Below are 21,013 nucleotides of genomic sequence, written 5' to 3'. Positions count from 1 at the left end.
TCGCGCCGCCGCGGGTGAAGGCCTCACCTGCTGAGGGCGGAGCGCGAGACGATCACCCGCTGCACGACCACGAACAGCAGCAGCAGGGCGCCGACGGTGATGCGCGTCCACGACTGCTCCGCACCCGAGAACGAGATGATCGTGCGGATGAGGCCGTACACGAAGACGCCGACCATCGACCCGATGACGAACCCGCTGCCGCCCGTCAGGAGGGTGCCGCCGATGACCACCGCGGCGATCGTGTCGAGCTCGGTGCCCACACCGTTCAGCGGGTAGCCGGCGCCGGAGTACGCGGTCAGGACGATCCCGGCCAGACCCGCGCACACCCCGCTGATGACGTAGACCGACAGCTTCGCGCGGACGACGGGGAGTCCCATGAGGCGAGCCGACTGCTCGTTGCCGCCGACGGCGTAGACCGTTCGGCCGAAGCGCGTGTAGCGCAGCACGAACGCGGCGAGAGCGACGGTCAGCAACGCGATGATCCCGGTGGGGGTGATGTACCACCCCGCGAACGAGAAGCGCGTCGACTGCAGCCACAGCAGACCCTCGTTGTCGACCTTGATCGATTCGAGGCTGACGACGAAGGCGAGACCGCGAGCGAGGAACATGCCGATCAGCGAGGCGATGAACGGCTGCACGTCGAAGAACTGCACCAGGATGCCGATGAGCAGACCGATCGCCGCGCCGATGAGCACCATCGCGGGGATCGCCACCGCGACCGGCACGCCGTCGCCGAGCATCTTCGCGCAGAGGATGCCGGTGAAGGCCATGACCGCCCCGACCGAGAGGTCGATGCCGCCGGTGAGGATGACGAACGTCATTCCCACCGCGAGGACGAGCAGGTACGCGTTGTCGAGCAGGATCGACGACATGATGCGGTTCAGCTGGAAGTTCGGGAAGTACCACATGGCTCCCGCGATCATCACGACCAGGATGATCACCGCGGCGAACACCGGCACCCACGAGATGTGACGGCTGAGGAAGCGGCGGTACGAGACCGCGGACGACGACGTCGAGCGTCGTTCTTCGGTGAGAGTGGCCATCAGGACAGCACCTTTGCGTCAGGACGTCGGGTGATCGGACGGAGAGCACTGCGCCCCGCCGTGTGGAAGTACGCGCGGAAGCGACGCGACTGCAGCAGCACGACGATGAGCACGGCCGCGGCCATGAACACGGGGCTGACCGCCGGGGGGACGCCGAGGAACGTGATGGTGCTTTTCAGCGTCTGGATCGTGAAGACGCCCACGACCGTGCCGGCGAGACTGAACTTGCCGCCCGCGAGGGAGGTTCCGCCCAGAACGACCGCGAGGATGGCATCCAGTTCGATGTACAGACCCGCCGCGTTCGCGTCGGCGGCCATGATGTTCGAGCTGTAGAGGATGCCCGCGATCCCGGCGAGAGCGCCGCTCGCGATGTAGGCGCCCCAGATGATGCCGCGCGAACGGACTCCCGCGAGTCGGCTGGCCTCGGGATTGATGCCCACCGCCTCGGTCAGCATGCCGAGGGCCGTTCGACGCTCGAGCACGCCGACCACGATCACCGCGAAGATCGCGACGAAGAACGCGAAGGGGAGCCCCAGGACGTATCCGCCGGCGATGAACTTGTAGGGATCGCTGTTGATGGTGGTGATGAAGCCGCCCGTGATGAGGAGGGCCACGCCGCGACCGGCGAGCATCAGCACGAGCGTGGCGATGATCGGTTGGATGCCGAGCACCGACACGAGGAAACCGTTCCAGACTCCGAGGAGCAGGGCCACGCCGACGGCCGCGGCGATCGCCGTGAACACGACGCCGAGGTTGCCGGGGTCGGGCGAGGCCTCGATGACCGTGAGGGCGACGGCACCCGAGACGGCCATGATCGCGCCGACCGAGAGGTCGATGCCCCGGGTGGCGATGACCAGGGTCATGCCGAGGGCGACGAGCATGAGCGGCGCGCTGTTGCGCAGGATGTCGATCAGCGACCCGTAGAACTGACCGTTCTGCATGGTGATGCTGAGGAAGGACGGCCGCGAGATCGTGTTGATGGCGATGAGCGCGAGCAGAGCCGCGATCGGCCACACGAGGCGGTGGGTGAGGAATTTCTTCATGCGATCTTCTCCCGATCGGACGACAGTGTCTCGGGTGCGGTGTGTGACGCGGCTGCGGCCGATTCGGGCTGCCCCTCGGCGATGTAGGCCACGAGCGCGTCGAGGTCGACGTCGCGGGTGGCCAGTTCGCCGATCTTACGACGGTCGCGCAGAACGGCCACGCGCTGCGCGAGGCGCAGCACTTCTTCGAGCTCGGACGAGATGAAGATGACCGCGAGGCCCTTCTCGGCGAGCTCGGCGACCTTGCGCTGGATGTCGGCCTTCGCGCCGACGTCGATGCCGCGCGTGGGCTCGTCGAGGATGAGCAGCTCGGGAGCGGTCGCCAGCCAGCGCGCCAGGAGCACCTTCTGCTGATTGCCGCCCGAGAGGTTGCGGATGAGGGCGTTGGGGTCGGCGGGGCGCACGCCGAGGGCCGTGATGTACTCCTCGACGACGGCCTGCTTCTCGGCGGCGCTGATCTTGCGCAGGGCGCCGCGGCGCGCCTGGATGCCGAGCACGATGTTCTCGGCGACGGTCAGGTCGCCCACGATGCCCTCGGCGCGACGGTCCTCCGACGAGAACGCGATGCCGCGGTCGAGAGCGTGCCGCGGCGACCCTGTGCGCGCCCCGGAGCCCGACACCTGGACGGTGCCGTCGTCGGGACGATCCGCACCGGCGATGAGGCGGGCGAGCTCGGTGCGGCCGGAACCCAGGAGCCCGGCCAACCCCACGACCTCGCCCGGGTAGACGTCGAGGTCCACGGGCTCGAGGGCGTTCTTCCGCCCGAGCGAGAGGGTGCGCAGCACCGGCGTTCCGGTGCGGTCGATCGGGCGTTCGGCGCTGGCCGAGATGGCATCCAGCTCTCCGAGCTCGCGGCCGATCATCTTCGCCACGAGCTGTTCGCGACCCAGTTCCGCCACGGGGTACTCCCCCACCAGGGTGCCGTTGCGCAGCACCGTGAGGCGGTCGGAGATCTCGTAGATCTGGTCCAGGAAGTGCGAGACGAAGAGGATGGCCACGCCGCGGTCGCGCAGATCGCGGACCACGCCGAACAGCTGCTCGACCTCGCCGCGGTCGAGGCTCGAGGTGGGTTCGTCGAGCACGAGCACCTTCGTGTCGACCACCATGGCACGGCTGATCGCGACCAGCTGCTGCACGGCGATCGAGTGGCTGGCGAGGATCGATCGGGTGTCGATGTGCACGCCCAGCTCGGCGAGGTAGGTGGCGGCCGCGGCGTGCGTGGCCTTCCAGTCGACCATGCCGGCGCGTCGGATCTCGTTGCCGAGCATGACGTTCTCACCGACGGTGAGGTTCTGGCAGAGGTTGACCTCTTGATAGACGGTGGCGATTCCCGCGGCCTGGGCATCGGCGGTGGCCCGGAACTGTCGCTCGGTCCCTTCGACGCGGATGACGCCGTCGTCGATCCCGTAGACGCCGGTCAGGGCCTTGATGAGAGTGGACTTTCCGGCGCCGTTCTCTCCCATGAGGGAGTGGACTTCGCCGGCGTAGAGGGTGAAGTCGACGCCGTCGAGCGCCTTCACGCCGGGGAACTGGATGCTGATGCCGCGCATCTCCACCACGGCTGCCCGTTCGGAGGTCGTCGCGGCGGCCCGTTCGGATGTCATTGTCGATCGCTTTCTCGGATCGGGAGCGTGCGGGGCCGGTGGATACCGACCCCGCACGCCGGGGAGGATGTTCCGTCGATGCCGAGGCGATCGGACGGGGTGTCGCCGAGGGGAGTCGGCGACGGATCCCTGCGGATCAGTAGGGGCGGCTGTCCAGGACCTTCTTGGCCTGCTCCTGGTCGAACGCCTGGTCCTCGACGATGTAGCTCTTGTCGACGGACTCGCCGGCGACGACCTTCTTGACGACCTCGGCGGTCTTCTCACCGAGGAGCGGGTTGCACTCGACGATGTAGTTGAACTCGCCGTTCGAGAGGGCGGTCATGCCGTCCTTCACCGCGTCGATCGTGACGATCTTGATGTCGGTGCCGGGCTTAAGGCCGGCGGCCTTGATCGCCTCGAGGGCGCCGAGGCCCATGTCGTCGTTGTGGGCGAAGAGCAGGTTGATCTGCGAGCCGTACTTCTGGAGGAAGCCCTCCATGACCGTCTTGCCGTCGGCGCGGGTGAAGTTGCCGGTCTGCGAGTCGAGGACCTTGATGTCGGTGCCCTTGATCGCGTCGTTGAAGCCGGTGGCGCGGTCGGTGGCGGCGGACGAACCGGTGGTGCCCTCGAGGACGACCATGTTGGTGGGCGTCGTGCCGAAGTTGTCGGCGACCCACTTGCCGGCGGTCTCGCCCTCCTTCTTGAAGTCGAGGCCGATCCAGCTGGCGTAGAGGTCCTCGGATGCAGAGACCGTGCGGTCCTCGAGGATGACGGGGATGTTGGCGTCCTTGGCTTCCTTGAGGACGTCGTCCCAGCCGTCGCTCACGATGGGTGCGAGGACGATCGCGTCCACGCCCTGGTTGATGAAGCTGCGGACGGCGGCGATCTGCGCCTCGGGCTTGTTGTCGGCCGCGTTGAAGACGAGGTTGAAGCCGTTGGCCTCGCTGAACGCCTCCTTCATCGACTCGGTGTTGGCGCTGCGCCATCCGCTCTCGGAACCGGTCTGGGCGAAGCCGACCGTGATCTTGTCGCCGCTGCCGCCGCCGGCGTTTCCGCCGCCGCCCGCTCCGGCGCAGCCGGTGGCCGTGAACGCGATCGCGCCGACGAGCGCGATGCCCGCGATGATCTTGTTCGCCTTCATGATGAAACCTCCTCGTTTCGCCGGCTCCGATGCCGGTCATGTGATGCAGCCCCTCGGGTGAGCCGTGTGTGAATGTTAGCGCTCACAGAACGCGTCGTGTCAAGTAATTCGGGCGCTCGAATGATCACGGATTGATAAATGTGAAGCCTCACACGGAGGAGATCACCACGGACGTGATCGCTCAGAGCGTTTCGCCGTGTTGCGCCAGCAGAGCCTTCGCACCGCGCGAGCGCCTACCGTCGTATTCATGACTTCGCTTCCGCACGGCGCCCCCGAGAGCACCCCCGCCATCGGCACCTCCGTCTCGGCGGACGACTTCAAGAGGGCCTTCCGCGGCCACCCCGGCGGCATCGCCGTGATCACCGCGTTCGGCGAGAACGGCCCCGTCGCCCTCACCGCCTCGTCGGTGTCGTCGGTGAGCGCCGACCCGCCGCTGCTGATCTTCTCGGTCTCCGCGCTGTCGTCGGCGACGCCCACGATCATCGCGGCGGACACGATCGTGGTGCACCTGCTCGACGCGGAGGACATCTCGCTCGCTCGGGCGGGGGCCACCAGCGGCCTCGATCGCTTCGCCGACACCTCGACGTGGTCGCGCCTGCCCACCGGCGAGCCGGTCTACCACGGCGTGCGCGCGTGGCTCCGGTGCAAGGTCGTCAGCAGAATGGATGCCGGCGGCTCCACGGTCATCGCCGCTCAAGCCCTGCAGGTCGACGTCGAACGCGACCTCGAGCCCGGCGAATCCGGAGCCGCGCTGGTGTACCACAACCGCGCCTGGCACCGCCTCGGCGAGCACTCGCGCCTCGACGACTGACGCACGGGGTCACGCGCCCAGATCACCCGCGAGGCGCGGGGCGATCCACGATTCGTCGTCGTCTCGCGCAGCGCCCGCCATCTCGACGGCGCGCCACACGGCCCTCAGCTCGTGACGATCTCCACCACGGCGGAGCCGCCGTCCCGTGCGACGACGCGCGAGACGCAGCAGCACATCTTCGAGCGGGCGTCCTTCTGGCGCTCGCTGTAGAACACGTCCCGGTGGTCGATGTCGCCCGCGAGGCCGACGACGCGGACCTCGCAGAGACCGCACTCCCCCTTGCGGCAGTCCCACATCATGTCGGCGCCGGCGCCTTCGAGAGCCTCGAGCATCGACTGATTCGGACGGACGCGCGCCTCGATGCCGCTCGCCGGCACGCGGACGACGAACTCCTGCGCCTCGAACCAGCCGCTGTTGCCGAAGGTCTCCATGCGAAGATCCGCGATGGGGCGCCCCTGCGTCATCCACTCCCGCCGGATGGCATCCATCAGGCGGATCGGCCCGCAGACGTACACCTCCGTCCCCACCGCGATGCCGTCGACGAGGTCGGGGATCGACAGCGACGTGCCCTCGTCGCGCACGTGCAACCGCAGTCGCTCGCCGTGCGCCTCGCGCAGGTCGTCGACGTAGGCCATCAGCGGTCGACTACGACCGGCGTAGAGCAGCCGGTAGTCGGCCCGCCGGTCGCGCAGACGCGCGGCCATGCCCACCATCGCGGTGATGCCCACGCCGCCGGCGATCAGCACGTAGCGGTCGGCGCCGGGCCGGAGCGGGAAGTCGTTCAGCGGCTGGGTCAGCTCCAGCCGGTCCCCCGGCGTGAGGGCGTTCATCACCGCCGCGCCCCCGCGGCTCACCGGCGACGTGTAAACGCTCAGGGCGATGCGGCGGCCGCCGTCCGTGGCATCCACGATCGAGTACGACCGGCGGTCGCGCTCACCCGCGATGGTCAGACGCACGTCGACGTGTGCGCCGGGACTCACCGGCGCGGGCTGGTCGACGTCGATCTCGATGCGGCGGATCTCGGGCGTGAGGGCACGGGATGCCGCGACGGTGCCGTACTGCCAGACCTCGGTGCGCGAGACCGCCACCTCAGTGCACCACCTGCGCGCCCGCACGCGGTGCCGGGGCGTGATCGCGACCCTCGGCGAGCAGCATCCGCTCGAGGATCCGGCGCACCCACATGCCGCCCGCGTCGATGTTCAGGCTGTAGAACTCGTAATCGGGATTGGCGTCGATCGCGGCCCGCTGCGCGGCGAGCATCGCCTCGTCTTCTCCGAACACCCCGTGCACGCCGTCGCGCAGTTGCGTCGTGATGAGCTGGCTGTCGAGGCGGTAGTTGCGCTGGAACGACCAGAAGTAGTGGCTCGAACGCGCGGTCTCGGGCGTGATGGTGTTCATCACGTAGCCGTTGACCCCCTGCGACCGGTCGCCCTCGGGCGCACCCGTGCCGGCCTTGGCGACGCCGACGTCGATGCAGATGGTGGACGGCGCCTCGAAGTGGATGATCTGCCAGCGGTCGACGCGCCCCTCGAAGCCGGGGAACTTGTCTCTCATGTTCTTCAGCCAGAAAGGCGGGGCCTCGATGTCGTGCATCCAGCGCTCGACCGTCACCGTGGTGTCGGTGTGGCTGGTGACGAACTCGCTCTCGCTGAGCTCCTTCTGGCCGATGCTGCTCGAGTGCACGAACTCCTCGTGGGTGAGGTCCATCAGGTTGTCGAGGACGAGCTGGTAGTTGCACGGGGCGTGGATCGTCAGGCCGTCGCCGGTCCAGGCGGCATCCGTCATCTGGTGCATGTCGGGGATGAGGTCGGGGTCGGCCAGCGCCGGGTCGCCCACCCACACCCACACGTAGCGATATCGGTCGACGACCGGGAACGAGGGGACGATGGCGCTCGGGTTGATCGTCTCCTGCGCGGGCATCGAGGTGCAGCGGCCCCGGGCGTCGTAGGTGATGCCGTGGTACGGGCAGCGGATGTCTTCGGGGCCGACCAGAGCGCCCTGCGACAGCGGTGCGAGGCGATGCCAGCACGCGTCGGCGAGGGCGACGGCTCGACCGTCCTCGGTCCGATAGAGCGCCAAGGGCCGGCCCGCGACCGTGCGCGAAAGGATCTTCTTGCGTCCGACCTCGTGATCCCACGCGGCGACGTACCAGGCGTTGCGCGGGTGGTCGAGCAGCTTGGCGGCCACGGTCTGTTGCATCGGAACTCCCTCGTCCACTCACTATAGGGATAGTTATAGCCGAGAAGATACGGTGGATGCCGAGCATCCGCAAGCACCCCGAGGAGTCGCCGATGAGCCTGCGGTACGCCCTGCTGGCCGTCTTGACCGCGCACCCCATGACCGGTTACGACCTGGCCAAGGCCTTCCACGTGTCGGTCGGGCACGTCTGGCACGCGCCCGACTCGCAGATCTACCCCGAGCTCAAGCGCATGGTCGCCGACGGGCTGCTGCGCGACGAGGCGGTCCCGTGGGGGGCGAGCTCCACGAAGACGCAGTACACCGTCACCGACGAGGGGGTCGACGCCTTTCGGGCGTGGATGGAGGAACCCATCGAATACGCGCGGGAACGCGACCCCGCGCACCTGCGCGCCGCGTACTTCGAGTGGGCCGATCCCGACGTCGCCCGCCGACACCTGCACGAGCACATCGCCCAGTACGAGCTGCGCCGCGCACAATGGCAGTCCCAGCTGGATGCCATCCGGAGGCGCTCCCACCCGATCCTCGCGCGCCGGCTCGAAACCGACACCCGCCACGACCCCGACGCGGTGGTGGCGTTCAAGGTGTTCACCTACGAGGGATTCCTCGACCGCGCCGAGGGCGAGATCGCCTGGGCGCGCCACGGCCTCGACCTGCTCGACCGTCTGCACCCGCGCGACTGAGCGTCGGGCATGGCGTCGCCCCGGGGCGCGGGGCGGCTCGGATGCGTCGCAAGTGGCGTCGTCACTCCCCGCCGGGGAAGGCGACCACCCGCAGCAGGCGCGCCAACTCGGCGCGGTCGGCGCTCGAGAGCCCCGCGTGAGCGCGACGTTCGCCCGCCTCGACGTCGGCCTGCGCGCGCCGGTAGAGCGAACGCCCGGCGAGCGTGGCGGCCACGACGTTGGCCCGCCGATCCCGCGGGTCGGGCTCGCGCGTGACGAGACCGCGACGCTCGAGATCGTCGATGAGGGCGACCACCTGACTCGGATCCAGGCGCAGGAAGGCGGCGAGCTCACGCTGCGAGGGCCGACCGCCGGTCACCGCGAGCGCGAGGACGGAGTAGGAGCGCACCTTGAGCTCGTGCGCGGCGAGGGCCTCGTTGGCCGCCGCCTGCGATACGGCCGAGGCCCGCGCGAGGAGGAAGCCGAGGTCGTCGGCGAGGGGCGAGTGCTCCAGGCGCGACGAGCCCGAGGGATCGTCGGGGGCCACGGAGGTCATGCCGCAAGTGTAGCGATGAACAATCATTGACATTTTCAACGATTGGATGCCACGATGTCACCGATCGAAGGAGTCACCATGACGCTCACCGGCAAAGTCGCCATCGTCACCGGTTCGGGCCGCGGCCTAGGCCTCGCCTACGCCCAGGAGCTCGCCCGCCAGGGGGCGGCCGTCGTCATCAACGACGTGGACGCCGCCACCGCCGACGCCGCGGTGAAGACCATCGTCGATGCGGGCGGCCAGGCGGTCGCAGTGGTCGCGCCGGTCGGACCCACCGAGACCGCCGACGCCCTCGTCGCCGCCGCCGTCGACGCCTACGGCCGACTCGACATCCTCGTCACCAACGCCGGCGTCCTGCGCGACACCGTGCTGTGGAAGATGAGCGACGACGACTTCGACACGGTGATCGGCGTGCACCTGCGAGGGACCTTCACCACGGTGCGCGCCGCGGCGACCTACATGCGGCAGAACGAGATCGCCGGGCGGATCATCTGCATCGGCTCGCCCACCGGTCAGCGCGGCAACTTCGGCCAGACGAACTACGCGGCGGCCAAGGCCGGAATCGTCGGCATGGTGCGCACCTGGGCCCTCGAACTCAAGAAGGCCGGGATCGCCGTCAACGCGGTCATCCCCGTCGCCGCCACCGCCATGACCGCGACGGTGCCCTACTTCGCCGCGGCCGTCGAGGCGGAGGCAGCGGGAGAGCCCATGCCCGCCTTCTTCCGACGCGACCTGGGTTTCGGCACCTCGGACGATGTCGCGGGGCTCATCGCCTTCCTCGCCTCCGACGCGGCAGCCGGGGTGAGCGGCCAGGCGATCGGCATCGGCGGTGACCGCCTGCAGCTGTGGTCGCACCCCGAGCCCGTCGCCACCGTCTATCGCGACGGCGGCTGGACCGCCGAAGCCCTCGCCGCGGGCTTCGCCGAGGCCGTCGGCGACCTGCAGAGCGTAGGCGAGCGCTTCCCGGCCCTCCCCGTCGAGCTCCAGCGCCCCGTTGCCACCGCGTGACGACCGTGGCCCACTACGAACCCGCCATCGACGTCGGGGCACTGACGGCGATCGACGTGCACGTGCACGTCGAGGTCGACGGGCACGGGCACTCCTCGCTTCCCGATGATCTCGCCGCGGCCGCGAGTCGCTACTTCGCGACAGACGCCGCGCGACCCGACCTCGACAGCATCGCGGCGTACTACCGCGAGCGCTCGATGGCCGCGGTGGTCTTCACGGTCGATGCCGAGGGCAACCTCGACCACCCGCCCCTCTCGAGCGCCGACATCGCCGCGGGCGCGGCTCGCCACAACGACGTGCTCATCCCGTTCGGCTCCGTCGACCCGAACCGCGCGGATGCCGTGGAGCGCGCTCAGCGCCTCATCGAGGAGTCCGGCGTGCGGGGGTTCAAGTTCCACCCCACCGTGCAGAGATTCGACCCGAGCGACGAGCGGCACTACCCGCTGTACGAGACGCTGCAGACGGCGGGGGTCGTCGCCCTGTTCCACACGGGACAGACGGGCATCGGCGCGGGAATGAAGGGCGGCCGAGGTCTGCGCCTGGGACTGTCGAACCCCATGCTGCTCGACGGCGTCGCAGCCGACTTCGGTGACCTGCAGATCATCATGGCCCACCCCTCGGTGCCGTGGCAAGACGAAGCGATCTCGGTGGCCACGCACAAGCACAACACCTGGATCGACCTGTCGGGCTGGAGCCCGAAGTACTTCCCCGCGCAGCTCGTTCGCGCCGCGAACTCGTTCCTGCGGGACCGCGTCCTCTTCGGATCCGACTTCCCGCTGCTCACGCCCGACCGCTGGCTGCGCGACGTCGAGCAGACCACCCTCAAGCCCGAGGTCATGCCCGGCATTGTCCGCGACAACGCCGCGCGGCTGCTCGGCCTGACCACCCCCTCCAAGGAGCACTCATGAGCACCACCGTCTCGTACGACGACATCGCCGGCCTCGCCGGCACCGATCTCGGCTGGTCGGAGTGGCTCGAGGTCACGCAGGACCGCGTGAACCTCTTCGCCGACGCCACCGACGACCACCAGTGGATTCACACCGATCCCGAGCGCGCGAAGGACGGCCCCTTCGGCGGCGCCATCGCCCACGGATTCTTGAGTCTTTCGCTCGCGGTGACGTTCTGGACCGAGCTGCTCGACGTCACCGGCGTGACCACGAAGGTCAATTACGGCCTCGACAAGGTGCGGTTCATCTCACCGGTGAAGGTCGGAGCCCGCGTGCGCATGAACGCCGTCATCGCCGAGGTCACCGAGATCGCCGGCGGCTACCAGCTCACCGTCGACCAGACGATCCAGGTCGACGGCGGCGGCAAGCCCGCCGTGGTCGCGCGCGGCCTCTACCGCTTCTACGCCTGAAGGGGAGGGGCCCGACCCCTCCCTTCTCCATCCCGCACCCTCGACGAAGAGATCGCGCATGAGAACCCAAGGTCTCGGAGCCTGGCTCCCCCGCCGGCGTCTCCGCTCCCCCGACAAGGCCGCCGTCGTCTACGGCGAGAACCAGCACCTGACCTACGCCCAGCTCGCGGATGCCGCGGAGGCGTTCTCGGCCGTCCTCGCCTCGCGGGGGATCGGCGCCGGAGACGCCGTCGCGTACCTGGGCGAGAACAGCCCCGACTTCTTGATCGCGCTGTTCGGCGCGACGCGGATCGGCGCGGTCTTCGTGCCGGTCAATACCCGACTCGCGGGTCCTGAGATCGCTCACGTCCTCCGTGACAGCGGCGCGCGCGCCCTCGTGCACGATCCCGCGTTCGACGATCGCCTCGACGCGTTGCCGTCGCCCGAGCAGACGCCGCCGCGCATCCGCACCGGCGCGTCCGGTCGGAACGGAGAGCCGGGCCTGTCCCGCCTCCTGGATGCCGCGGGCCCGGCGCCCGCGCTCGCGGTCGCCGACCCCGCCACCCCGGCTGCGATCGTCTACACCTCGGGGACCACCGGGCGGCCGAAGGGTGCCGTGCTGACGCACGACAACCTCACCTCGGTCGCGGTCAACACCGTCATCGACTACGACGTGGTCTCCGACGACGTCGCGCTGATGATCTCGCCCCTGTTCCACGTGGCGTCCCTGGGGATGGGAGCCCTCCCGGTGGTCTTGAAAGGCGCGACCCTCGTGCTCGAGAAGGGCTTCGAAGCGGGGCGCGCTCTCGACCTCGTCGAACGCCACCGGGTGACGATGATCTCGGGCGTCCCCACGACCTTCCAGCTGATGGCCGACCATCCCGCGTGGAGCGAGTCGGACGTCTCGAGTCTGCGCACCCTCACCTGCGGCGGCTCCGCCGTTCCCGACCGCATCCTGAGCGCGTGGGAGGCCCGCGGATTGTCGTTCTCGCAGGGATACGGCATGACCGAGACCTCCCCCGGCGCCACCTCTCTGGGCTCGCACATGACGAGGTCGAAGCAGGGCAGCGTCGGGCTGCCGCACTTCTTCACCGAGGTGCGCGTGGTCGACGAGCAGGGGCTGCCGGTCCCGTCCGGAGAGGTCGGCGAGATCCAGATCAGTGGGCCGAACGTGTTCGCCGGGTACCACGGGCTCGACGACGCCACCCGCGCTGCCACGACCGACGACGGCTGGTTCCGCTCCGGCGACCTCGGCTACCTCGACGCCGACGGTTACCTGTACGTGTGCGGTCGGTCGAAGGACATGATCATCTCGGGTGGCGAGAACATCTACCCCGCCGAGGTCGAGTCGCTCATCGCGGACCTCCCAGGCATCACGGGGGTCGCGGTCATCGGCATCCCGGACGATCGCTGGGGAGAGGTGCCCCTCGCGGTGGTCACCATCGCCCCCGGGGCGCAGGTCGACACCGCCGCCGTCCGCGCCCACCTCGACGGCCAGGTGGCCCGCTACAAGCTGCCGAAGGACGTCGTGATCGTCGGTGCCCTCCCCCGCACGGCGTCGGGCAAGGTGATCAAAGCCGAGCTGCGCGAGCGCTTCTCGAGCGCCCACGCCTAAGCGTCAGTGCGCGGCCGCGCCGCGGCGCGTCAGTCGCGAGATACCCGTCACCACGCCCACGATGATCAGCCCCAGGATCAGCCCGAACACCGCCGACATGGCCGTCTCGACGATCCACTCGACGACCGGTCCCGCGGCCTCGATCGCGTGGGTCACGACGTGCACGAGGTCGAACGGCCCCGACCAGAGGGTGTCGGCGAGGTTCTGCAGCACCAGGTGCCCCCCGACCCACAGCATGGCGACCGTGCCGATCACGCTGATCACGCGGAAGACGGCGGGCATGGATGCCACGACCCGGGCCCCGAAGCGGCGGACGCCCCGCGACTCGCTCTTCATGAAGCGCAGGCCGATGTCGTCGATTTTGACCAGGAGCGCGACCGCGCCGTAGACGACCACCGTCATGGCCAGACCGATGATGAGCAGCGCCCCCAGCGTCATCCAGATTCCGAAGTTCGGGTCGAGGCTCGAGAGGGCGATGAGCATGATCTCGGTGCTGAGGATGAGGTCGGTGCGCACGGCCCCCAGCACGAGCTTCTTCTCGTCGCGCGGCTCGTCGGACTCGGCGTCTTCGTGGTGCACGCCAAACCACTCGAGCACCTTCTCGGCCCCCTCGAAGCACAGGAACCCGCCGCCGATGATGAGCAGGTAGGGAAGCACCCACGGGGCGAACGTCGTGAGCAGCAACGCGATCGGGATGATGATCACGTACTTGTTGATGATGCTGCCCAGCGCGATCTTCCAGACCACGGGCAGCTCGCGCGCGGGCGTCAGCCCCTGCACGTACTGCGGAGTGACGGCGGCGTCGTCGATGACGACTCCGGCCGTCTTGGCACTCGCGCGCATCGCGGCGCTGAGGATGTCATCGACGACGGCGAGGAGTCCGACGGACATGCGATTCTCCCGGGGTGCGAGGGCGCGCGAGGTGCGCACCGCAGGCACGACCCTATCGGGGCGCGGGGCTGTGGCCGACGGGGTGGCGCCGGGCCGGATGGCCATGGGAGGTGTTCCGGCGACGAGAGGTCGCATCGCGCACGCGTCGTCCTGCGTCGGCAGACCCCGGCACTCGGCGCCCTGTCGCCGCCACGCGACCGTGGCTAGGGTGAAGCCACCGCCACCGCAGAGGAGACCCATGTCGTTCATCACACGCGGATTCTCGGGACGACGACGCGAGCGCGACCCCCGGCTCCCTCCCGGTCAGACGCTCGTCGGGGACTGGCCCGTGCTGTCGGCCGGCCCGACACCCCGCGTCGACGACGACGGCTGGGAGTTCGCGATCGGCACCGAGAACGGCGTGCACCGCTGGACGCGGGCAGAGCTCGAGGCCCTCGGGGTCGAGGACGTCACCGTCGACATCCACTGCGTCACGCACTGGACGAAGCTCGACATGCCGTGGCGCGGCGTCTCTCTCGATCGTCTCTTCGCCGAGGTCGACACCTCTCACCGCTTCGCGATGGTGCACTCGTTCGGCGGGTACACGACCAACATCGCCGTCGACGATCTGCTCGGGGGCAAGAGCTGGATCGCCTTCGAGGCCGACGGGGCGCCTTTGACGCCCGAGCACGGGGGACCTGCCCGCCTACTGGTGCCGCACCTGTACTTCTGGAAGAGCGCGAAGTGGGTGCAGGGGCTCATCACGATGCCCGCCGACAAGCCGGGCTTCTGGGAGCAGAACGGTTACCACCTGCACGGCGACCCCTGGCGCGAGGAACGGTACGGGTGACCGCGCGCACCGCGGCCTGGCACACCGCGACGGTCGTCGCCTCGCGCCCCGAGACCGCGACCGCCCGACGCATCGAGCTCGATGTGCCCACGTGGCCGGGCAACGAGGCGGGTTCGCACCTCGACGTGCGCCTCACCGCACCCGACGGCTACCAGGCGAGCCGGTCGTACTCGATCGCATCGGCGGGCCCGGGCACGCGCATCGTGCTCGCCGTCGACGAGGTGCCCGACGGGGAGGTCTCGCCGTTCCTCGTCCACGATCTGCGCGAGGGCGACCGGATCGAGGTGCACGGGCCGCTCGGGGCGTTCTTCGTGTGGACGCCGTCCGACGACCCCGCTCCGGTGCAGCTGATCGCGGGTGGCTCCGGGGTCGTCCCGCTCTTCGCCATGGCCTCCGCGCGCGCGGCGAGCGCCGACGAGACCCCCTTCCGACTGCTGTACTCCGTCCGCTCGCCAGACGACGTGTTCTTCGCCGACGAGCTCGCCACCCTCGTCGACGACCGCTTCACCCTCGACCTCGTCTACACGCGCCGAGCTCCGGCCGACGCGGATCGGGCACCCGCACGACTGACCGCCGAGGGCCTGCGCGCCGCGGTCATCCCCGCCGATCAGCAGCCGCGCGTCTTCGTCTGCGGACCGACCCCGTTCGTCGAGGCGGTCGCCGGCTGGCTCATCGAGGCGGGTCACTCATCCACCCGCATCCGCACCGAGCGATTCGGAGGCTCCTGATGACGCTTTTCGACGGCAATGCCCTCGCCGGTCGCCTCGACGATCTGCTCGGCTGGGACGCCACGGCATCCGGAGTTCGATGCACCCACTGCGGGCTGACGGGACTGCTCGCGACGGCGGCCGTCTACGCCTCGGCGATGGGGGCCGTCGCGCGGTGCCGCGGGTGCGAGGCCGTGCTCCTCACCGTGGTCGACGGTCCCGACGGCCGCTCCTGGTTGGGGCTCTCGGGCGTGAGTGCGGTGGAGATGCACCGCGCCTGACCCGCGCGTTGCAGCGGAGCATCGGGCTCCGAGATACTCGAGCGCAGCGGCACCCGGCCGTGGGGTCCGGAGCGACGAACAGGGGGCGGTCGATGAGCGACGCGCGGGCAGGGTGGTACGACGACGGTTCCGGGCGCATGCGCTGGTGGGACGGGCAGCGGTGGACCGAGCAGTTCCAGGAGCCGGCCGCCCCGCAACCGGGCGTCGCGGGCTTCATCGAACGGGCGCAGGCCGACGCCGTCTCGGGCGCGCAGCCGCGTCCCGCCCAGGACGGGTTCAGTTACGTCGTGCTCCAGGTGGTGCTGAGGGAGAAGTTCTTCGGCACGGGCTCAGGCAACCTGACCGAACTCGAGAATGTCATCAACCGCCAAGCCGCGCTCGGTTACCGCCTGCACACGATCACGACCGCCTCATCGGGGAGCACCGGCTTCGGCGGCGGCGACCGGATTCAGGCCACGATGGTGTTCGAGCGGCAGGGCTGACCACCCGGCCGGTGACGACGATCCCGCGGCGCCGTGACCGATGATCCGTTCACGACTCGCGTGCCTTCGAGGTGCATCTCGGCTGAACACTTCGCACTCGTGCTGGACACGGGGCGACGAGGAGGGTTTCATGCTGTTGTGTGAGCGCTCCCAGATGTGCTCGCTCCACTTACCGCCGAGCAGCAGAACATGAAAGGTTCACTCATGGGGTACGTCACGACGGACGACGGCGCGGAGATCTTCTTCAAGGACTGGGGCGATCACGACGCTCAGCCCATCGTGTTCCATCACGGGTGGCCCCTGTCATCCGACGACTGGGACGCGCAACTGCTCTACTTCCTCAACGAGGGCTATCGCGTGATCGCGACCGACCGACGCGGCCACGGTCGCTCGTCGCAGATCGGCACCGGTCACGACATGGATCATTACGCGAGCGACGTGAACGCTGTCGTCGAGCACCTCGACCTGCGCAACGCCGTCCACGTCGGCCACTCCACCGGTGGCGGACAGGTCGCCCGCTACGTCGCGAAGTACGGCGAGCCCCAGGGCCGGGTCGCCAAAGCCGTGCTCGTCGCGGCCGTTCCGCCCCTGATGCTGCAGACTGACGAAAACCCCGAGGGTCTCCCGATGTCGGTGTTCGACGGGTTCCGCGACGCCCTCGCCGCCAACCGCGCGCAGTTCTTCGAGGATGTGGCATCCGGACCCTTCTACGGGTTCAACCGCGAGGGCGTCGAGGTGCAACAGCGGGTGATCGACAACTGGTGGCGCCAGGGCATGACCGGCAGCGCCCTCGCCCACTACGCCGGCATCAAGGCGTTCTCCGAGACCGACCAGACCGAGGATCTGAAAGCGATCTCGGTGCCCGTGCTCGTACTGCAGGGGGACGACGACCAGGTCGTGCCCTACCAGGCCGCCGCCCTCAAGCAGGCCGAGCTGCTGTCGAACGCGACGTTGAAGATCTACGAGGGCTACCCCCACGGCATGCTCACCACGCACGCCGACGTGATCAACCCGGACATCCTGGCGTTCATCCGCTCCTGACCGCCACCCGACGGCGCTCGCGGCACCCCGCGGGCGCCGTCGGCAGGAACCAGAAAAGCCCCGGCGAACCGGGGCTTTTTCTGCGGAGACGGAGGGATTTGAACCCTCGGTCCCCTTACGGGGACTCCACCTTAGCAGGGTGGTGCACTAGGCCTGACTATGCGACGTCTCCAGGTGATCGACGCCCTGCGGCGCGAACACACCGGTCCATACTAACCGGATGCCGCCCGGCATTCGAACCACGTCCGAGATGCCGGGCGGCGAGGGTCAACCGCGGACGTTTCCGTTCGAACAGGTCGCCTGTGCGGCGGTCTGCCCGGCGATGCCGCTCGGCAGCTGGATCGCGTCCGACGTCGGGGCCGGGGAGGCCTGGGCCGTCTGGGTGGGCGCGGGGCTGGCGGTGTCGACCGGCGCGGGAGCCTGCGTGGGCGCCGGGGTGGCGTTCTGGTCGGCGACCACGCCGTTGCCGTCGCTGAGGTTGCCAGAGAGCTCCAGCGGCTGGTTCGCGGCGAGGGCCGCCCACAGCGTGTCGGCGTCGGTACGGTCGGGCACGACGCGGTTGGGGTTCGAGGGATCGGTGTACGTCGGGTACTGGATGAACACGATCTCGTTGAACGGCACGTCCTTGACCGCGGAGGCGATCTGCACCAGCGTCAGCGGGTTCGTCAGCGAGGTCGACGGGTCGACGTTGCGCAGAGCGGTGGAGGCGAGCTTGTAGAGCGTCGCGGGGTTCGACAGCACGTCCTGGCTCTTCAGCTTGTTGGCCAGACGCGACATGTACTGCTGCTGGTTCGAGATGCGCCCCAGGTCGCCGCCGTCGCCGACGCCGTGACGGGTGCGGAGGAACTGCAGGGCGTCGAGACCCTGCACCGTGCGCATGCCGGCGGGCCAGTCGATGCCGGTGTAGCGGTCCTTGATCCCGTTCGCGATGCAGACATCGACACCGCCGATCGCGTCGGTGATGTTGATCACCCCGCCGAAGCTGACCTTGGCGGCGAAGGGAATCTCGAGGCCGCTGAGCTCCGAGACCGTCTGCACGACGCACGAGAGGCCACCGTACGAGAACGCGGAGTTGATCTGCTGCTTGCTCATCGCCGAGGTCTCGTTGCCGTCCTTGTCGGTGCACGAGGGGATCGGCACCATCAGGTCGCGCGGGAACGAGATGACCGTGACCCGGCGGGGCGCGTCGGAGATGTGGACCAGCATGTTGACGTCGTTGAGGCTGCCCTCGGAGTCGGCACCGGTGCAGCGATCGCCGAAGAGCTGGGCGAAGCTGGGCTCGCACTCGTCGGTGCCGACGAGGAGCATGTTGACGCCGCCCTTGAGCTCGCCGAGGTCCGGCGGGACCGCCGGCTGACCCTTGAGCTCGACCGCGTCCGCGGTGAAGCTCTGAGTGAGGTCGACCGCGGCGTACGCGAGGACCGCACCACCCGACACGAGGAGGACGGCGAGGGCGATCGCCACGCCGCGGAACAGCTGCGCGAGGGGGCCCGGCGAGGTGAGTCGCCCGTGGCGCGCGACGGTCCGCTGACCGCGCGGGGTGGAGGTCTTGCTCACTCGGGTCCTTTCGAGACGGATGCCACCGGCCCGGCAGCACGTCGACCCGCGGCACGGCCGGAGGTCGCAGTAATACTAGGGATCAGGATCTGTGAATCCCGTGAAGATCGGGCGTTTCGGCGCGGGTCAGGTGCGGGAGGCGTCCCGACGGTGCGTGATCGAGACGACCCGGGTCGACGAGTCGCGCGGCGTGGGCCCAACGACGTTCTCATCCCGCTCAGCCGGTGATAACGACGAAGCGGACCCCTGCGGGGCCCGCTTCGTCGTTGCGGAGGGTGTGGGATTCGAACCCACGGGACATTGCTGCCCACTGGTTTTCAAGACCAGGTCCATCGGCCGCTCGGACAACCCTCCCGAACGACCCGAGTCTACCGAGCCGCGAACTCGAGGTCGCACGACAGGACCCGCGCGAGGCGGCCCCGGGCGAGCGAGCGCCCGGGACCGCCTCATCGCTCAGCCCAGCGGGCCGTAGGCCGCGGGCGTCGTGCGGGCGTGGGTCGCCTGCTCGAAGCCGTAGGCGAGGCCCAGAAGGGGACCCTCGGCGAAGTCGCGGCCGAGGAACTCGAGGTTCACTCCCCCGGTCGACGCCTCGGTCGAGAGCCCCTGGCCCATCGGCACCGTGACGGCGGGCAGACCCGTGTTCGGGCTCAGACGCATGTTCGTGCCGATGGTGCCGTAAGGGTTGCCGGTCGGGTAGACGACGGCATCCAGCTTCTGGTCGTCCATGAACGCGGTCATGATCTGCTTGCCCTTCGCGAGCTGCAGGGTGTGCGAGCCCTGCGGACCGGCCCATGCCTGATAGGTCGACTCGGTGACGGCGGCGCGCTGACCGTACGGGTTGCTCGCGCGGCCCGGCACGATGTTCGGCGACTGCGAAATGGCGAGCAGACTGCGCGCGCTCACCGTCGGGTCGAGGTAGGCGGTGATGTAGTTCTGCAGGTCGTGGTTGAACTCGGGACCACTGCCGCTCCCCTCGCCCACGATCGCCGAGAACCCGTCGGGTGCGGTGACGGCGACCACGGTCGCACCCCGTGCCTCCATGGCCGCCTTCGCCTGGGCGAAGAGACGCTGGGTGGTGGGGTTCGTTCCGAGCATCGACGCGATGTAGCCGATCTTCTTACCCTTCAACGACTCCCCGTCGAGGTACGACGTGTACGTCTCGGGGACCTTTCCGGCCTGGCGTGCGGTGACCGGGTCACCCGCGTCTTCGCCGACGACCGCGTCGAGGGCGATCGCGGCATCCTGGACCGAACGGGCGATCGGACCACCGGTGTCCTGCGAGAGGGCGAGGGGCACGATGCCGTCGCGACTGGCGAGACCGACCGTCGGGCGTACGCCCACGAGCTGGTTGTAGGTCGAGGGGATGCGGATCGACCCGCCGGTGTCGGTGCCGAAGCCGATGCCGGCGAGGTTCGCCGCGATCGCGGCTCCCGTGCCGCCGCTCGATCCGCCCGAGGTCTGGGTCGTGTCGTACGGGCTCGACACGGTCAGCGCGGTGCCGTCGGGCTGGAACGCCGACCACTGCGACGACAGGTTGATCGCGAACTCGTCCATCGAGGCCTTCGCCACGATGACGGCTCCGTCGGCGCGGAGCCCCGTGACCATCGTCGCGTCGCTCGAGGTCTGGTTGCCGCTCCAGCAGCCGCAGCCGGCGGTGGTGGGCATGTCGGCGGTGTTGTAGTTGTCCTTCAACGCCACCGGGATGCCGAGGAGCCGTCGGGAGCTCGATCGCTCCGACACGCGCACCCTGCGTGCGGCCGTGCGGCAGGCCTGGGCGCGCGAAAGGGTCTGAGCGTCGGCCACGCCCCAGCTATGGACTTCCTGCGCTCCTCGGCGGAGGGATTGCCGCGCGCTCGCGCCCGGCGTAGACCGAGAACATCGCACCCACGACCCGTCGGGGCGTCCGAGTTGAGGAGGTCACCATGCTCGTCACCACACTGTCAGCGCAGATCGTTCTCGCCGTCTTCGCGCTCGTCTACGCGGCATCCGTCTTCGCCACGATCGTCGCCGTCCGCGACCCCCAGGCGTCCCCCGGCCTCAAGGCGACGTGGGTCGCCGCGCTGCTCCTGTTGCCGCCGGTCGGACTCCTCGCGTGGGAAGCGGCCCGCCTGGCCGATAGCCGCGCCGCCCGTCGCCCGATGACCGTCGTGGCTCGCACCGCGTACCTCGCCGACCGCGCCGCGCACGTGGCGGGCGGGTCCGCGCGGGTCTGACGCCTCGGGCCGCCGATC

22 protein-coding genes and 2 tRNA genes are annotated in these 21,013 nt (G+C 69.3%); 12 read left to right on the top strand and 12 right to left on the bottom strand.

Features of this window, described 5'->3' with window-relative positions; translation table 11 throughout:
- Positions 1-23: 23 nt before the first annotated feature.
- The 4 genes from BLS25_RS06175 to BLS25_RS06160 all read right to left on the bottom strand — a co-directional run bounded on the left by BLS25_RS06175 (position 24) and on the right by BLS25_RS06160 (position 4,810).
- Positions 24-1,043, bottom strand: a complete 1,020-nt coding sequence (locus BLS25_RS06175; RefSeq protein ID WP_074694785.1) for an ABC transporter permease subunit — start codon at positions 1,041-1,043, stop codon at positions 24-26.
- Positions 1,043-2,086, bottom strand: coding sequence for an ABC transporter permease (locus BLS25_RS06170; RefSeq protein WP_056224302.1), 1,044 nt, complete (start codon positions 2,084-2,086; stop codon positions 1,043-1,045). The genes BLS25_RS06175 and BLS25_RS06170 overlap by 1 nt, the downstream gene beginning before the upstream one ends.
- The gene (locus tag BLS25_RS06165; protein ID WP_056224304.1) at positions 2,083-3,690 is read right to left on the bottom strand and encodes a sugar ABC transporter ATP-binding protein; all 1,608 of its coding nucleotides are present in this window, start codon (positions 3,688-3,690) and stop codon (positions 2,083-2,085) included. The genes BLS25_RS06170 and BLS25_RS06165 overlap by 4 nt, the downstream gene beginning before the upstream one ends.
- A 136-nt stretch (positions 3,691-3,826) precedes the next feature.
- Complete coding sequence (locus BLS25_RS06160; protein WP_056224306.1) at positions 3,827-4,810, bottom strand: ABC transporter substrate-binding protein; 984 nt, start codon at positions 4,808-4,810, stop codon at positions 3,827-3,829.
- 247 nt (positions 4,811-5,057) lie between these two features.
- Between BLS25_RS06160 and BLS25_RS06155 the strand changes: the two genes are divergently transcribed.
- The gene (locus tag BLS25_RS06155; RefSeq protein WP_056224308.1) at positions 5,058-5,621 is read left to right on the top strand and encodes a flavin reductase family protein; all 564 of its coding nucleotides are present in this window, start codon (positions 5,058-5,060) and stop codon (positions 5,619-5,621) included.
- A gap of 104 nt (positions 5,622-5,725) precedes the next feature.
- Here BLS25_RS06155 and BLS25_RS06150 read toward each other — a convergent pair whose 3' ends face one another.
- Both BLS25_RS06150 and BLS25_RS06145 read right to left on the bottom strand, forming a co-directional pair.
- Positions 5,726-6,709, bottom strand: a complete 984-nt coding sequence (locus BLS25_RS06150; protein ID WP_074694784.1) for a PDR/VanB family oxidoreductase — start codon at positions 6,707-6,709, stop codon at positions 5,726-5,728.
- Between the two features lies 1 nt (position 6,710).
- Positions 6,711-7,820, bottom strand: coding sequence for an aromatic ring-hydroxylating dioxygenase subunit alpha (locus tag BLS25_RS06145; RefSeq protein WP_074694783.1), 1,110 nt, complete (start codon positions 7,818-7,820; stop codon positions 6,711-6,713).
- A gap of 56 nt (positions 7,821-7,876) precedes the next feature.
- Here BLS25_RS06145 and BLS25_RS06140 point away from each other — a divergent pair, with 56 nt between their 5' ends.
- Positions 7,877-8,500 carry a PadR family transcriptional regulator gene (locus BLS25_RS06140; RefSeq protein ID WP_371129312.1) on the top strand — a complete coding sequence of 208 codons (624 nt, stop codon included), beginning with the start codon at positions 7,877-7,879 and terminating at the stop codon, positions 8,498-8,500.
- A 61-nt stretch (positions 8,501-8,561) separates the two neighbouring features.
- On the opposite strand, the gene BLS25_RS06135 is transcribed toward BLS25_RS06140, so the two are convergent.
- The gene (locus BLS25_RS06135; RefSeq protein WP_074694782.1) at positions 8,562-9,035 is read right to left on the bottom strand and encodes a MarR family winged helix-turn-helix transcriptional regulator; all 474 of its coding nucleotides are present in this window, start codon (positions 9,033-9,035) and stop codon (positions 8,562-8,564) included.
- Positions 9,036-9,113: 78 nt separating this feature from the next.
- On the opposite strand from BLS25_RS06135, the gene BLS25_RS06130 reads away from it, so the two are divergent.
- Genes BLS25_RS06130 through BLS25_RS06115 form a run of 4 tightly spaced genes read left to right on the top strand, consistent with a single transcriptional unit; the run spans position 9,114 to position 12,994 of the window.
- Entirely contained in the window at positions 9,114-10,043 is a 930-nt protein-coding gene (locus tag BLS25_RS06130; RefSeq protein ID WP_074694837.1) for an SDR family oxidoreductase, read from the top strand.
- 5 nt (positions 10,044-10,048) lie between these two features.
- Positions 10,049-10,951 carry an amidohydrolase family protein gene (locus tag BLS25_RS06125; RefSeq protein WP_074694836.1) on the top strand — a complete coding sequence of 301 codons (903 nt, stop codon included), beginning with the start codon at positions 10,049-10,051 and terminating at the stop codon, positions 10,949-10,951.
- The gene (locus BLS25_RS06120) at positions 10,948-11,400 is read left to right on the top strand and encodes a MaoC family dehydratase (RefSeq protein WP_074694781.1); all 453 of its coding nucleotides are present in this window, start codon (positions 10,948-10,950) and stop codon (positions 11,398-11,400) included. Before BLS25_RS06125 ends, BLS25_RS06120 begins: the two co-directional genes overlap by 4 nt.
- Before the next feature lie 58 nt (positions 11,401-11,458).
- Positions 11,459-12,994, top strand: a complete 1,536-nt coding sequence (locus BLS25_RS06115; protein ID WP_074694780.1) for an acyl-CoA synthetase — start codon at positions 11,459-11,461, stop codon at positions 12,992-12,994.
- A 3-nt stretch (positions 12,995-12,997) separates the two neighbouring features.
- Here BLS25_RS06115 and BLS25_RS06110 read toward each other — a convergent pair whose 3' ends face one another.
- Positions 12,998-13,885, bottom strand: a complete 888-nt coding sequence (locus BLS25_RS06110) for a DUF808 domain-containing protein (protein ID WP_074694779.1) — start codon at positions 13,883-13,885, stop codon at positions 12,998-13,000.
- A gap of 238 nt (positions 13,886-14,123) precedes the next feature.
- Here BLS25_RS06110 and BLS25_RS06105 point away from each other — a divergent pair, with 238 nt between their 5' ends.
- From BLS25_RS06105 to BLS25_RS06085, 5 genes are all read left to right on the top strand, one after another.
- Positions 14,124-14,714, top strand: a complete 591-nt coding sequence (locus BLS25_RS06105) for a molybdopterin-dependent oxidoreductase (RefSeq protein WP_074694778.1) — start codon at positions 14,124-14,126, stop codon at positions 14,712-14,714.
- A complete protein-coding gene (locus tag BLS25_RS06100; protein WP_074694777.1) occupies positions 14,711-15,442 on the top strand; it encodes an FAD-binding oxidoreductase in 732 nt (243 codons plus the stop codon). The genes BLS25_RS06105 and BLS25_RS06100 overlap by 4 nt, the downstream gene beginning before the upstream one ends.
- The gene (locus tag BLS25_RS06095) at positions 15,442-15,702 is read left to right on the top strand and encodes a DUF6510 family protein (protein WP_074694776.1); all 261 of its coding nucleotides are present in this window, start codon (positions 15,442-15,444) and stop codon (positions 15,700-15,702) included. The genes BLS25_RS06100 and BLS25_RS06095 overlap by 1 nt, the downstream gene beginning before the upstream one ends.
- A 92-nt stretch (positions 15,703-15,794) precedes the next feature.
- Positions 15,795-16,184, top strand: a complete 390-nt coding sequence (locus BLS25_RS06090; RefSeq protein WP_074694775.1) for a DUF2510 domain-containing protein — start codon at positions 15,795-15,797, stop codon at positions 16,182-16,184.
- Positions 16,185-16,388: 204 nt separating this feature from the next.
- The gene (locus tag BLS25_RS06085; protein ID WP_074694774.1) at positions 16,389-17,225 is read left to right on the top strand and encodes an alpha/beta fold hydrolase; all 837 of its coding nucleotides are present in this window, start codon (positions 16,389-16,391) and stop codon (positions 17,223-17,225) included.
- 83 nt (positions 17,226-17,308) lie between these two features.
- On the opposite strand, the gene BLS25_RS06080 is transcribed toward BLS25_RS06085, so the two are convergent.
- From BLS25_RS06080 to BLS25_RS06065, 4 genes are all read right to left on the bottom strand, one after another.
- Positions 17,309-17,397 (bottom strand) — tRNA-Ser (locus BLS25_RS06080).
- Between the two features lie 95 nt (positions 17,398-17,492).
- A complete protein-coding gene (locus BLS25_RS06075; RefSeq protein ID WP_074694773.1) occupies positions 17,493-18,782 on the bottom strand; it encodes an LCP family glycopolymer transferase in 1,290 nt (429 codons plus the stop codon).
- A 269-nt stretch (positions 18,783-19,051) separates the two neighbouring features.
- Positions 19,052-19,136, bottom strand: a tRNA-Ser gene (locus BLS25_RS06070).
- A gap of 99 nt (positions 19,137-19,235) precedes the next feature.
- Positions 19,236-20,585 carry an amidase family protein gene (locus tag BLS25_RS06065; RefSeq protein WP_074694772.1) on the bottom strand — a complete coding sequence of 450 codons (1,350 nt, stop codon included), beginning with the start codon at positions 20,583-20,585 and terminating at the stop codon, positions 19,236-19,238.
- A 119-nt stretch (positions 20,586-20,704) separates the two neighbouring features.
- Here BLS25_RS06065 and BLS25_RS06060 point away from each other — a divergent pair, with 119 nt between their 5' ends.
- Positions 20,705-20,995 (top strand): PLDc N-terminal domain-containing protein, encoded by a 291-nt coding sequence (locus BLS25_RS06060; RefSeq protein WP_074694771.1) that lies wholly within the window; start codon positions 20,705-20,707, stop codon positions 20,993-20,995.
- Positions 20,996-21,013 lie beyond the last annotated feature (18 nt).

This window comes from Microbacterium testaceum StLB037, assembly GCF_900104345.1.
In the GTDB taxonomy this organism is placed as follows: Bacteria; Actinomycetota; Actinomycetes; order Actinomycetales; family Microbacteriaceae; genus Microbacterium; species Microbacterium testaceum_A.
Note: the sequence above shows the minus strand (reverse complement) of the source record. Positions and strands in the feature narration are given on the sequence as shown.